10 protein-coding genes are annotated in these 12,591 nt (G+C 56.6%); 3 read left to right on the top strand and 7 right to left on the bottom strand.

What is annotated here, in order from left to right; all coding sequences use genetic code 11:
• Both MKZ79_RS18880 and hprR read right to left on the bottom strand, forming a co-directional pair.
• A complete protein-coding gene (locus MKZ79_RS18880; RefSeq protein ID WP_336144180.1) occupies nucleotides 1–1,371 on the bottom strand; it encodes a heavy metal sensor histidine kinase in 1,371 nt (456 codons plus the stop codon).
• The gene (hprR, locus tag MKZ79_RS18875; protein WP_336144179.1) at nucleotides 1,364–2,044 is read right to left on the bottom strand and encodes a response regulator transcription factor HprR; all 681 of its coding nucleotides are present in this window, start codon (nucleotides 2,042–2,044) and stop codon (nucleotides 1,364–1,366) included. Before hprR ends, MKZ79_RS18880 begins: the two co-directional genes overlap by 8 nt.
• A 131-nt stretch (nucleotides 2,045–2,175) precedes the next feature.
• On the opposite strand from hprR, the gene hiuH reads away from it, so the two are divergent.
• A complete protein-coding gene (hiuH, locus tag MKZ79_RS18870) occupies nucleotides 2,176–2,586 on the top strand; it encodes a hydroxyisourate hydrolase (protein ID WP_336144178.1) in 411 nt (136 codons plus the stop codon).
• A 54-nt stretch (nucleotides 2,587–2,640) separates the two neighbouring features.
• Here the strand turns inward: hiuH and MKZ79_RS18865 are convergent, their stop codons facing one another.
• The 4 genes from MKZ79_RS18865 to MKZ79_RS18850 form a co-directional block, all read right to left on the bottom strand.
• Nucleotides 2,641–3,726, bottom strand: a complete 1,086-nt coding sequence (locus MKZ79_RS18865; protein ID WP_336144177.1) for a DUF1176 domain-containing protein — start codon at nucleotides 3,724–3,726, stop codon at nucleotides 2,641–2,643.
• A 588-nt stretch (nucleotides 3,727–4,314) separates the two neighbouring features.
• Nucleotides 4,315–4,896: a GDP-mannose pyrophosphatase NudK gene (gene nudK, locus MKZ79_RS18860; RefSeq protein ID WP_336144176.1), complete on the bottom strand. Its 582-nt coding sequence runs from the start codon at nucleotides 4,894–4,896 to the stop codon at nucleotides 4,315–4,317.
• A 119-nt stretch (nucleotides 4,897–5,015) separates the two neighbouring features.
• Entirely contained in the window at nucleotides 5,016–6,485 is a 1,470-nt protein-coding gene (gene ansP, locus MKZ79_RS18855) for an L-asparagine permease (protein WP_336144175.1), read from the bottom strand.
• Between the two features lie 313 nt (nucleotides 6,486–6,798).
• Nucleotides 6,799–7,071, bottom strand: coding sequence for a YdgH/BhsA/McbA-like domain containing protein (locus tag MKZ79_RS18850; protein WP_336144174.1), 273 nt, complete (start codon nucleotides 7,069–7,071; stop codon nucleotides 6,799–6,801).
• Nucleotides 7,072–7,456: 385 nt separating this feature from the next.
• Between MKZ79_RS18850 and MKZ79_RS18845 the strand changes: the two genes are divergently transcribed.
• Both MKZ79_RS18845 and acrD read left to right on the top strand, forming a co-directional pair.
• The gene (locus MKZ79_RS18845) at nucleotides 7,457–8,971 is read left to right on the top strand and encodes a type IV pili methyl-accepting chemotaxis transducer N-terminal domain-containing protein (protein ID WP_336144173.1); all 1,515 of its coding nucleotides are present in this window, start codon (nucleotides 7,457–7,459) and stop codon (nucleotides 8,969–8,971) included.
• A 210-nt stretch (nucleotides 8,972–9,181) separates the two neighbouring features.
• The gene (gene acrD / locus MKZ79_RS18840) at nucleotides 9,182–12,298 is read left to right on the top strand and encodes a multidrug efflux RND transporter permease AcrD (RefSeq protein WP_336144172.1); all 3,117 of its coding nucleotides are present in this window, start codon (nucleotides 9,182–9,184) and stop codon (nucleotides 12,296–12,298) included.
• A 95-nt stretch (nucleotides 12,299–12,393) separates the two neighbouring features.
• Here acrD and ypfM read toward each other — a convergent pair whose 3' ends face one another.
• On the bottom strand, nucleotides 12,394–12,456 hold the full coding sequence (gene ypfM / locus MKZ79_RS18835) for a protein YpfM (RefSeq protein WP_152601344.1): 63 nt from the start codon (nucleotides 12,454–12,456) through the stop codon (nucleotides 12,394–12,396).
• Between the last annotated feature and the right edge of the window lie 135 nt (nucleotides 12,457–12,591).

The following is a 12,591-nucleotide window of genomic DNA, read 5'->3' as shown; positions in this document are numbered from 1 at the left end:
TTAAGCCTGTTCCCCTGCCCGCATAACGCGGGCAGGTTTCTGCCCTTCCAGCCTGATCCCAAAGCAGTTTTCGCCCTGATGATGCCGATACCAGGCGTAACCGCCATGCAGTTCCGCAATCGCTTTAACCAGCGCCAGCCCCAGGCCCGTTCCCGGACTGTGACGCGCGTCGTCGCCTCGCCAAAAGCGCTCGTAGAGTTTCTCCGTCTCCGTTAAAAGCTCGCCCTGATTGCCCACCGAAATATCGACAAACCTCTCCCCAAACGTCGCGTTTATCCGCAGCAGCGTCTTTTCCGGCGCATGGCGAATGGCATTGGTAATCAGATTGACCAGCGCCCGCTGCAGCATCAGCCTGTCGGCAAAGATTTCTCCTTCGGCCTGCACCAGGAAAGAGAGCGCTTTTTCTTCCGCCAGCGGTTCAAGAAAATCGGTGATGTTTTCCAGCGTGTCCGGCAGTGAAAACGCCTCTTTTCGCAGCGCGACGTTGTGGTGATCGGCTCTGGCGAGAAAAAGAATGTTATCGGTCAGGCGGGAGAGATTTTCCAGCTCTTCGATATTCCCTTCCAGCAGCCGCTGGTACTCGTCCGGCGTTCTCTCCTGCCCCAGCGCGACCTGGCTCTGGCTGAGCATCACGTTGACCGGCGTGCGCAGCTCATGGGCCAAATCGTCGGCAAAGCGCGTAAGACGGGTGAAATCGTGCGCCAGGCGGCTGCGCATCGTGTTGAGCGCTTCGCCCAGAGGCAGCAGCTCGCGCGGCAGGCGATGCAGTGGAATCGGCTGGTAAAGCTGATCGGCGTTAGTATCGGCGGTGATTTTGCTGAGCTTCGCTATCGCCCGCAGCCCGCGCCTAATCAGCACAGGACTGAGGATAGCGACAAGCGTCAGCGCCGCCAGACAGACCAGCAGGCTTCGCTGGCGATACTGCTCCAGCACTTTCGCTCTTTCGCGGGCGATGCGAGCCACGGTCAGCATCACCGCGCCGTTCTCCGCTTCTCCCCGCAGGCTGAGGAAGGCAATCTCTTCGCCCTCTCTGGTGCGTCCTCGCTGAAGTTTACCTGGAAGGATCGCCGTGGGCAGCGTGACGCCAGTCTGATTAAGGGTAATAGCCGGCCCCTTTGCCGGATGGATCAGCAAAATATCCTGGCGGGTATCGACCATGCGATTGAAATAGAGCGGCAGCGTTTCCGGCTTCGCGCCATCCCGCAGCAGCTGACGCAGCTGCTCTGCCCGGTTAATCAGGGTCTGGTCGTCGCGCCAGATCAGCTCGTGGCGCAGTGCGCCGTACAGCGTCAGCGTGATACTGGCGCAGGCCGCTGCCATAATCAGCACGAAAATTATCGTCAGCCTGGCCGTCAGGGAGAGATTACGCATCGGGCTTTCCGGGCCATATCAGCTGATAACCCATTCCGCGCACGGTGCCGATCATCTTGTGCTCAAAAGGATCGTCCAGCTTGCGGCGCAGTCGACGTATCGCCACATCGACCGTGTTGGTTTCGCTGTCGAAATTAATTCCCCACACTTCGCTGGCGATCAGGGTTCTGGGCACGATTTCGCCTCGCCTGCTGGCGAGCAACCAGAGCAGCGCGAATTCCCGTCGGGTCAGCGCGATCGCTTCGCCCTGGCGGCTGGCCGTCTGGCGCACAGAATCCAGCACTAAATCGCCTACCGTCAGTACTGCTTCCACAGGATGGTTATGCCGCAGCTGCGAGCGGATACGGGCCAGCAGCTCGGCAAAAGAGAAGGGTTTGACCAGATAATCATTCGCGCCCAGCTCCAGCCCTTTTACCCGGTCGCTGACCGAGTCTCTGGCCGTCAGGCAGATAACCGGCGTGGCGCGCGCGGTGCGCAACGAGCGTAAAACCTGCCAGCCATCCATGCTGGGCAGCATGATATCCAGCACGATCAGCGCGTAATCCTGGCTGAGCGCCAGATGCAGCCCGTCGCGACCGTCGGTCACGCTGTCCACGACGAACCCCGCCTCGCGCAGGCCACGGCAAAGCCAGTCGCTGGCTTTCTGGTTGTCTTCAATCAGCAATAGTTTCATAACAGCGAGTCTGCCACGACGCGGCCGTTTTGTCCCCGGCCTTCGCTCAACATGACATTTTTGTCATCCTGATGTCAGGTTCCATGCCTCCCGCCTGGGTTATAAAAGCGTTAACCAACAGGAGAACCACCATGAAAAATTATCTTAGCGCAGCGACGCTGGCTTTTACCCTTGCCGCTTCGGCAACCGCGATGGCGGCAGAGCAGAATCTTTTAAGCGTACACGTATTGAATCAGCAAACCGGCAAGCCGGCGCCTGGCGTTGAAGTGACGCTGGAGAAGAAACAGGATACCGGTTGGGCGATGCTTAACAAAGCCACTACCGATCGGGATGGGCGAATTAAGCACTTCTGGCCAGAGCAGCCTGCGGCCGCGGGCGATTACCGCGTGGTGTTTAAAACCGGCGACTATTTTAAGCAGCAGAAGCAGGAGAGTTTTTTTCCTGAAGTCCCGGTGGAATTTCATATCAGCAACACCAACGAGCATTATCACGTGCCGCTGCTGCTGAGCCAGTATGGCTATGCAACCTATCGTGGAAGCTGACCGGGCCGCGCCTTGTTAAGAGAAACTTAACAAGTGACGCGCTCCGTAACCGCGTTAATTCGCCGCCGCCCGATCTGTTTCTGGCGGCGCGTCTCTTGCGGTAGTCCACAGCGTTGGCCAGTCGTCGCTGCCGTGCCAGGCGTCGCAGGTGCTTTCTTCAGCATATTCAGCCAGCACAAACTCCTGGCCATTATACTGCCAGCGCGTCGCCGTGCCGCAGTCGCCCAGCCCTCTTCCTTTGCCAAAGGTCAGCAGCTCGCCCCGGCTGGCATCATAATCGGCGTTGATCAGCTCCAGTTTTCTCTCTCCACGACGCGGCGGCGTGAAGGGCAGCGTCAGCGTCAATCCTCTGGCGATGTAAGGCTGGCTGCGCGTCACTTCGAAAGCGAGATCGATCACGTTGTAGGCGCCCATTTCGCAGCCGATCAGCAGCAGCGCTTTCCTCTCGTTCAGCGGCGCGACGCTAACCTGGCGTCGCTGGGGATCCAGCGAGCAGCGATCGGTATTGACGCGCCATGTGCCATAGTCCAGCAGGCCGGTGGTTTCCTCACGCGTCAGGGCTGGCGGAACAGGCTGCGTAAAGGGCAACGCGGGCAATGCGGGCGGCGGCGGCGCATCTGTCGCCGGACGTTCGCCTTTTTTGATCCAGGCGCTCATAGTATTGACTCTGCCCTGTACATCGTCCATCAGCAGCAGCGCCGCTTTCAGGCCGTGCAGCGAAATGGTGGCGCGCGGGCTGTAGAGCAGCTGCAGCGTGTCGGCTTCCATCACCAGCGACAGGAATTCATTAATCGAGATAGCATGACCGGTTGAGAGGTGATGCGGCTGAACCTCCCAATGTTTAAGATCGGGCCTGAGGCGCTGGCCATCCAGCAGCAGGTTATCCTGTAACGGCGCGCCGTTCAGCTTGCCGGTATAGCGACTGCCGTAGTCGATGCGCAAAAAGGGATGGTCATTGACGCCGGCATGGCGACTGATAGTCATCACCAGACCATTAACGCCGGGAACGCTACGCGCTACGCAATAGTTTTGGTTGTTACAGGTTATCTGCCAGTCAGAAAAGGTTTTTTGCAGGGGCTCGGCATGCAGCGCGGCGGCGAAAAAAAAGAGCGCCAGAGGTAACTTTATCCAGTAATGCATCGATAACCCATATCCCCGAATGAGAGTTAAGCAGTAAGCATAGCGTAGCGGTCGCCGGCCGGTATAATAAAATCGGCCGCTGTTGATTAATTATTGCCGGGCCTTATTTATATTGACTCGTGCAGGCTGGCGGCTCAATCAGATAAATCGGACAAGGAAAAAGCCTGCCATGCCCTGGCAAAAAATCACTTATTATGAAATAAAAATAAAGATGTTTTGCTACAGCCAGATTAAAGAAGCGAGCACGATGTGAACCCTGTCACTTTTTTTAACCGGGCTGGCCGCGCGCCCGTCTGTTTTAAACAAAATCATCCGCTTAAAAATTCATAAAATCAGTGTATTCATCTAAAATACCCTGTCGGCGCTTTTGCTTTTTCACAGCATTATTGCTGTCGGGATCGAGCAGGGGTGGTTAATTTTATATTTACCTTATGGTTAAAATAAAGGCCTGTCGATAGCGAATAATTTACTTTTACTCCCTTTTAAATATAAGGTTATTGTAGATAAAGGTTTTTATTAACCTGTAAAAAGCTATTTGTCTTATTCAGACAATTTACTAAACAGGATTTCAACAGGCGCTGGCCGCCCTCAGTCAGGTTTTAACCAGCCTGCAATAAGGGCATGTTGTAACAGCAGCACCGTTTTACCATCTTTAATCTCACCTGTTTGCACCCGACGCCAGGCTTCGGGAAAACTCAGCTCCTGCACCTCGATATCTTCATCTTCCACGCCGCCGCCTGAAGTTACGCGCAGCGAATCGTTATACTCTGCAGCGAAAAAGTGCAGTCGCTCCGTTACGCCGCCGGGCGACATATAAAGATCGAAGAGCTTCTCTACCCGGCCGATTTCATAGCCCGTTTCTTCTATCGCCTCTTTGCGGATGCACGCTTCCGGCGAATCGTTATCCAGCAGGCCGGCACAGGTTTCGGTTAACAAGCCGCTGTCGTTGCCGTTGACCCAGGTGGCGATGCGGAACTGCCGGATCAGCACGACGCTGTTTTTTTCGCGGTTATAGAGCAGGATGGTCGCGCCATCGCCGCGATCGTAAACCTCGCGCTTATGACGAATAGTTTCGCCGCTTTTACCGGTGAGCTCGTAGGTAAAATTGCGCAGTACAAACCAATTTTCCGACAGGATCTTATTTTTAATGACGGCAACTTTAGCTGACATGGCGACGCCCTTGTCGTTAACAGAAGAGTGACATCATAGAGTCGGCGGTCACAGAAAACTATCCGAAAGCCGCATAAAAAAGGCGGCCATCGCGGCCGCCTCGTTGCATTCCGTCGGCTTTACTTCGCCGCCTCTTCCTGCTCGTGATCGTGCTGGGTCTGCGCAATTTCTTGAGCGCGTTTACGCACACCAAACCAGCCCAGCACCAGCACCACGGCGATCAAAGGGATAGCGGCGATGGTATAGGTGCCGTTCGGATAATCAAACGCCATCAGCACCAGCACGCTGGCCAGAAACAGCAGCGTCAGCCAGGAAGTAAACGGCGCCCATGGCAGCTTAAAGCTAACGTCTTCCGCTTTACCTTCTTTGATAGCCTTACGCAGGCGCATCTGGCAGACCACGATAAAGGCCCATGAGGAGATGATGCCCAGCGAAGCGATGTTCAGCACGATCTCAAAGACGCGGGAAGGCACAATGTAGTTGAGCCAGACGCCCACAATATAGACGGCTACCGTCACCAGGATGCCCATGTAAGGTACCTGCTGACCGCTCATCTTAGAGAGAAATTTCGGCGCCGAACCGCCCATAGACATAGAGCGCAGAATACGGCCGGTGGAGTAAAGGCCGGAGTTAAGGCTGGAGAGCGCCGCGCTCAGCACCACGATATTCATGACGCTGCCGATATAAGGCACGCCCAGCTTAGAGAAGAAAGTGACGAACGGACTCTGACCCGCCTGATAGGCGTTCCATGGCAGCAGCAGCACCAGCAGCACCACCGATCCCACATAGAACAGGCCGATACGCCAGATCACGCTGTTAATCGCTTTTGGCAGCATGGTTTTCGGATCTTTACACTCGCCCGCCGCCGTGCCCACCAGTTCAATAGAGGCGAAGGCGAAAACCACGCCCTGCACCAGCACCAGCGCAGGCAGCAGCCCGTGCGGGAAGAAGCCGCCGTTATCGGTGATCAGATGGAAGCCGGTTTCGTTGCCGTCCAGCGGCTTGCCGCTGCCGAGAAATACCACGCCCACGATCAGGAAAACGGCGATAGCCACCACCTTGATCAGCGCAAACCAGAACTCCATCTCGGCGAACCATTTCACGCCGATCATATTCATGGTGCCGACGATGGCCAACGCACCCAGCGCGAAGACCCACTGCGGTACGTCGCCAAACGCGCCCCAGTAATGCATATAGAGCGCCACGGCGGTGATATCCACGATGCCGGTCATCGCCCAGTTAACAAAATACATCCAGCCCGCGACGTAAGAGGCTTTTTCGCCTAAAAATTCGCGTGCGTAAGAAACGAAGCTGCCGCTGGAGGGACGATGCAGAACCAGCTCGCCCAGCGCGCGGAGTATAAAGAAGGAGAAGATGCCGCAGACCAGATAGACAATGGCCAGCGCCGGGCCGGCAATCTGCAGGCGGGCGCCCGCACCGAGGAACAGGCCGGTACCAATAGCACCGCCAATGGCGATCATCTGCACATGGCGATTATCCATCGCTTTGTGATAGCCGGAATCATGAGAATTTAACCAACGTCGTCTTGCGGCTCGCTTGTCGGCACCCGCTTTTTTATCAGCTTTCATTTTCTTTCCTAATTATCCTGTCCACAGTGATACGGCTGCCTTTCCCGGGCGACCTGATTGTGTTGCGCTAACCAAACGATTGCGTTGCCGCACGGGCATTTGGGCGTTTTCCCTGTTTTCCTGTAGTTATAGTCTTGACGGAAGTGGGAAAATCACGGCGATGCATCCTACCCGTTCTGTAAAGCCGACGCAAAAAATCTGTGGCCGAAATCGTGAAGTTTTGTGACTTTCATCAGAGGACGAAAAAAAAACCGACCGCTTAAGACGGTCGGTTTTCCAACAGGGGGAAAAGCTACATGGGACAGGGGTTCGCTTAGCGGTAAATCTCGGCGTTGCCGCTCCACAGGCTGGAGTCGCCTGGGGTGTCGGCACGAATAATGCGGTAATGGCTGGCGCCCATTTCTTCCGCTTTTTGCGCCAGATGGGCGGTGGCGTCATCCAGCGAACCGCGCACGCCGGTTACGGAAACCGTGCCCATTTGTTGCAGATTCTGGCTCTGCTCTTCATTAACCTGGGTGGCCGCCAGCGTTGAAAACGAGGTGGCGGCGAGGATAGCTGCAGTGACAATGGCAGAGAGTTTACTCATATTCAGCTCCTTTCTCCGGGTTGCCGGAAAGTGATTCGGGATACGGAGTTAACTATGGCGCGCAGGATGCAAAGCAGAGTAAACGAGGGGTAAAAGCGTTAAAGGAATGTACGGGCAACAAACATTTATCAAAAGAAGCGTCAATAAAAGTTACTTTTTTCGTAGGGTGTAACTTTGTATTAATTTGCAACATATTCAGATGACAATATGTTCACTTTACCCGTCACCGCGTCTGGCTTCAAGCGCGCTGGCGCACACTTTTGATCTTTCACAAGAACGCGTTATCCCGTTAGCTGCGCCAGCGGCAGGAACGCTATACTGCCGCCAGCGTTTACCGGCTGGCGATATCGCCCGGCCGCTGTTTGATCCCGCTCTGGAGCATCCGATGTTTAAGCGTTCTGTTACCCGCAGCCTGGCCAGCGCCCTGTTCGCTATCGTGCTGCTGGCTGTGTTCTGTTCTTTTCTGGCGCTGCTGACGCTCTCCGCCAGCCTGCGCGACGCCGAGGCGATAAATATGGCGGGATCGCTGCGTATGCAGAGCTATCGCCTGGCGCTGGACGCCGCGACCCAATCGCCTTCGCTGACCAGCGATATCCTCAGCTATCAGCACGCCGTTGAAGCGCCGGTACTGCTTTCGCTACAGCATGCCTGGGTGCCGAACAGCGTCAAAGCGCGCTACCAGGAGCTGCTGACGGCCTGGCAAAAGCTGCAGCCGCAGCTGGAAGCGGGCGACAGCCAGCACTTTCAGCAGAATGTGTCGCGCTATGTGGCGCAGATAGATCGGTTCGTGCTCGCCCTGCAGCGCTGGGCGGAACTGAAGATGAAGCTGGTCGCGGGCGCATGTCTGCTCGGCTTTATCGCCATCGCGCTGCTGGCAAAAGCTTTTGCGCGGATGTCGGGACAGCTGGAGAAACAGTACCTGTGGCTGGAGCAGGCGGTAAAAGAGAAAACCGTTAATCTGCGCCAGGCGAACCGCAGGCTGAAGCTGCTTTACCGCTGCTCCGAGATGCTGCGCGGCCACGATAAAGCCTATGCGCAGGTACTGAAACTGGCGCAAAAACATGAAAACCTGCCGGCAATCGCGCTGGAAGCGCCGCCTCGCTGGCGACTAACCGCCGGTGCAGAGCATGAAAATCTGCCCTGGCACAGTCTGCCTTTGGAACAGACCGCGGGCGGCGTGCTGCGCTGGCAGGCCTGGGAGAGCGAACCGGCGCTTATGCAGGGTTTAGCAAGTATGCTGGCCCGCTCGCTGCAGCTGGACGACGCCGAAGAGAAAATGCGCCACCTGCTGCTGATGGAAGAGCGCGCCACTATTGCCAGAGAGCTGCACGATTCGCTGGCGCAGTCGCTGGTTTATCTGCGTATTCAGCTGGCGCGACTCAAGCGCGTGGTGGAAGTGGCAACGCCTCCGGCGGCTATCGTTGGCGAAATCGACGTGGCGCTAACCGAGGCCAACCGTCAGCTGCGCGAGCTGCTGACCACCTTCCGCCTGTCGGTAGAGCCGGCCGATCTCCCTACAGCGCTGGGCCAGGTCGTGGCCCAGCTCAGCCAGCAAACGGAGGCAAATATTCACCTCGCCAGCGAGATACAGCAGCAGCATCTGACGGCTCAACAGCTGGTACATGTTTTACAGATTGTCAGGGAAGCGCTGCTGAACGCCATTCGCCACGCGCGAGCCAGTGAAATTACGGTACGCGTCATGCAGCCGGAAGAAGGCCTGCTGCAAATCGACGTTAGCGATAACGGCCAGGGCTTTAGCCTGGCGGAAGCCAAACCCGGCCATTATGGCCTGGCTATAATGCAGGAGCGCGCGAAAAGCCTGAACGCAGAGCTGGATATCACCCAGGCAGCGCAAGGCGGCGCGCGAATTTCGCTCTGCTTTTCGCCTGGTCACGGATAAAAACAGGTTGTTTCGCCAGCGTTAAATCGCACCACGAACAGGCACGATAATTTACACTTTATCCTTAATTTCTCCACGATTCCCTCATTGGCAGCGGGTAAAGTGAAGCGCTCTGCAAAATAACAATGCGCTGTCACAAACAGCGTTAAGCCTCATTGCGCGCGGCGTTTTCCAGCCGTCATTTTGTTTAAAAATTGCCTGGAGCCTGCAATGGCGAATTTTTTTATCGATCGCCCCATTTTTGCCTGGGTGATTGCAATTTTGCTGTGCTTAACCGGCACTCTGGCTATTTTTTCGCTGCCGGTAGAGCAGTATCCGGCGCTGGCGCCGCCCAACGTGCGCATTACCGCCAACTATCCCGGCGCTTCGGCGCAGACGCTGGAGAACACCGTCACTCAGGTTATCGAGCAGAATATGACCGGCATCGATAACCTGATGTATATGTCGTCGCAGAGCAGCAATACCGGCCAGGCGACCATTACGCTGACTTTTGTCGCAGGCACCAATCCCGACGAGGCGCGCCAGCAGGTGCAGAACCAGCTACAGACCGCGCTGCGCAAGCTGCCGCAGGCCGTGCAGTCGCAGGGCGTGACGGTAACCAAAACCGGCGACACCAATATTCTGATGGTGGCCTTTGTCTCTACCGACGGCAGCATGGATAAGCAGGATATCGCCGATTACGTCGCCAGTAACGTGCAGGATCCGCTGAGCCGTATTGACGGCGTCGGTCAGGTGGACGCCTATGGCTCACAGTACGCCATGCGCATCTGGCTGGACCCCAATAAAATGATCAACTATGCGCTGACTACCTCCGATATCGTCAGCGCTATCGAGTCGCAAAACAGCCAGGTCGCCGTCGGCCAGCTGGGCGGTTTGCCTTCCGTAGAGCGTCAGGCGCTCAATGCCACTATCAACTCTCAGTCGCTGTTAACCACGCCCGAACAGTTCCGCAATATCACGCTGCGCGTCAATCAGGATGGCTCCGAAGTGAGGCTGGGCGACGTAGCGGAGGTAGCGCTGGGCGCGGAAAAATATGACTATTTGAGCCAGTACAACGGCCAGCCCGCATCCGGTCTGGGCGTCAAGCTCGCCTCAGGCGCCAACGAGCTGCAAACCGATAAGCTGGTCAGAGCGCGAATTGATGAGCTTTCCCACTATTTTCCGCCGGGCCTGAAGGCGGAGATCGCCTATGAAACCACGCCTTTTGTGGTCGCCTCCATTGAGGATGTGGTGAAAACGCTGCTGGAAGCTATCGCACTGGTCTTTGTGGTGATGTATCTGTTCCTGCAAAACTTCCGTGCCACGCTAATTCCGACCATCGCCGTGCCTGTGGTGCTGCTCGGCACCTTCGCCATTCTTTCCGCCTGCGGATTCAGTATCAACACGCTGACTATGTTCGCGATGGTGCTGGCGATAGGATTGCTGGTAGATGACGCTATCGTGGTGGTGGAAAACGTCGAGCGAATAATGAGCGAGGAAGGTCTGTCGCCGCGCGAGGCGACGCGCAAGTCGATGGGACAGATTCAGGGCGCGCTGGTAGGCATCGCGCTGGTGCTCTCCGCCGTGTTTGTGCCAATGGCCTTTTTCGGCGGTACCACCGGCGCCATCTACCGGCAGTTCTCTGTCACCATTGTTTCCGCGATGGTGCTTTCCGTGCTGGTGGCAATGATCCTGACGCCTGCCCTTTGCGCCACGCTATTAAAACCCCTGCCGCAAGGCGCGCATCATCAGCGACGCGGCTTTTTCGGCTGGTTCAACCGCGCCTTCAATCGTAACGCGGATCGCTACGAGCGCGGCGTAGGAAAAATTGTGGCGAAGGCCGGACGCTGGCTGCTGCTCTACGTGGTGATTATCGCGGGCATGGCGCTGCTGTTCCTGCATCTGCCGACCTCGTTTTTGCCGCTGGAAGACCGTGGCGTCTTTACCACCCAGGTGCAGCTGCCGCCAGGCTCCACGCTGCAGCAGACCAATAAAGTGGTCAACAAAGTTGAGCAGTATTATCTGACGCAGGAAAAAGATAACGTGCTCTCCGTCTTCTCCACTATCGGCGCCGGCCCCGGCGGCAACGGGCAAAACGTGGCGCGCATGTTTGTGCGGTTGAAGGAGTGGCGGGATCGACCGGGCGCGGAGAACAGCTCTTTCGCCATCATTGAGCGCGCCACCGAAGCTTTTAAAAAGATCCGTGAAGGCCGCGTTATCGCCAGCAGTCCACCGGCCATTACCGGTATGGGCAACTCGGCCGGTTTTGATATGGAGCTACAGGATCATGCTGGTCTGGGTCATGACGCGCTGATGCAGGCGCGCGACCAGCTGCTGGCGATGGCGGAGAGCAATGCCTCGTTGGCTCGCGTACGTCATAACGGCCTGGACGATACGCCACAGCTGCGCATCGATATCGATCAGCACAAGGCGCAGGCGCTGGGCGTCTCCGTAGACGATATCAACGACACGCTGACTACCGGCTGGGGCTCGACCTATGTTAACGACTTTCTGGATCGGGGCCGCGTGAAAAAAGTTTACGTCCAGGCGGCCGCGCCCTTCCGTATGCTGCCGGACGATATCGATAAATGGTACGTGCGCAACAGCGGCGGCGGCATGGTGCCGTTTTCCGCCTTCGCCAGCACGCGCTGGGAAACGGGCTCGCCGCGTCTGGAGCGCTACAACGGCTATTCAGCGGTGGAGATCGTCGGCGAATCCGCCCAGGGCGTCAGCACCGGCACTGCGATGGATATCATGGAGCAGCTGGTCAGCAAGCTGCCGACCGGGTTTGGCGTGCAGTGGACCGGCGCGTCCTATCAGGAACGGATGAGCGGCTCGCAGGCGCCTGCGCTTTACGCGATCTCGCTGCTGGTGGTCTTTCTCTGCCTGGCCGCGCTATATGAAAGCTGGTCGGTGCCCTTCTCTGTGATGCTGGTGGTGCCGCTGGGCGTGGTTGGCGCGCTGGCGGCAACCTGGCTACGCGGGCTGGAAAACGACGTCTATTTTCAGGTTGGTCTGCTGACGGTGATCGGACTGTCGGCGAAAAACGCCATCCTTATCGTGGAGTTTGCCAACGAGATGAACAGCAAAGGCCGCGATCTGCTGGAGGCGACGCTGGAAGCTTCCCGCCAGCGTCTGCGTCCTATATTAATGACTTCGCTGGCCTTTATCTTTGGCGTCCTGCCGATGACTATCGGCAACGGCGCTGGCTCCAGCAGCCAGCACGCGGTCGGCACAGGCGTGATGGGCGGAATGATCGCGGCCACCGTGCTGGCGCTATTTTTTGTACCGATTTTCTTCGTGCTGGTGCGGCGGCGTTTCCCGTTAAAAGAGAGGCCGATCGCATAAATGAGAAAAGGCAGCCTGAAGGCTGCCTTTTTTAAATTCGGATACTGAAGTTAAAGCTGATTGATTGCGTCGCCGAGCTTTTCTTTACGAGTGTGTTACTTACGAGTCAACATCGCTTCGATAAAGTCTTTCCAGTTCCCCAGTTCTAAGTCGATCATACATCACCTCTCTCGTTGTAGTGAGGCTATTATAAGATTATTCCTAAGGTGAAGTGAACAACTTTCAGCCATGAAGGCAGGTTAAAAATTAAGAATTATCCTAATATGTGCGGCGGCGCACATTTCTTATCGACT

The organism is Erwinia sp. CGal63, from assembly GCF_037026505.1.
Taxonomy (GTDB): domain Bacteria; phylum Pseudomonadota; class Gammaproteobacteria; order Enterobacterales; family Enterobacteriaceae; genus Erwinia.
Note: the sequence above shows the minus strand (reverse complement) of the source record. Positions and strands in the feature narration are given on the sequence as shown.

Bases quoted from the DNA above. Each gene is read 5' to 3' on its own strand.
- MKZ79_RS18865 (WP_336144177.1), bottom strand. From the start codon at position 3,726: ATGCATTACTGGATAAAGTTACCTCTGGCGCTCTTTTTTTTCGCCGCC.
- MKZ79_RS18850 (WP_336144174.1), bottom strand. From the start codon at position 7,071: ATGAGTAAACTCTCTGCCATTGTCACTGCAGCTATCCTCGCCGCCACC.
- ansP (WP_336144175.1), bottom strand. From the start codon at position 6,485: ATGAAAGCTGATAAAAAAGCGGGTGCCGACAAGCGAGCCGCAAGACGA.
- nudK (WP_336144176.1), bottom strand. From the start codon at position 4,896: ATGTCAGCTAAAGTTGCCGTCATTAAAAATAAGATCCTGTCGGAAAAT.
- MKZ79_RS18880 (WP_336144180.1), bottom strand. From the start codon at position 1,371: ATGCGTAATCTCTCCCTGACGGCCAGGCTGACGATAATTTTCGTGCTG.
- hprR (WP_336144179.1), bottom strand. From the start codon at position 2,044: ATGAAACTATTGCTGATTGAAGACAACCAGAAAGCCAGCGACTGGCTT.
- acrD (WP_336144172.1), top strand. From the start codon at position 9,182: ATGGCGAATTTTTTTATCGATCGCCCCATTTTTGCCTGGGTGATTGCA.
- MKZ79_RS18845 (WP_336144173.1), top strand. From the start codon at position 7,457: ATGTTTAAGCGTTCTGTTACCCGCAGCCTGGCCAGCGCCCTGTTCGCT.
- hiuH (WP_336144178.1), top strand. From the start codon at position 2,176: ATGAAAAATTATCTTAGCGCAGCGACGCTGGCTTTTACCCTTGCCGCT.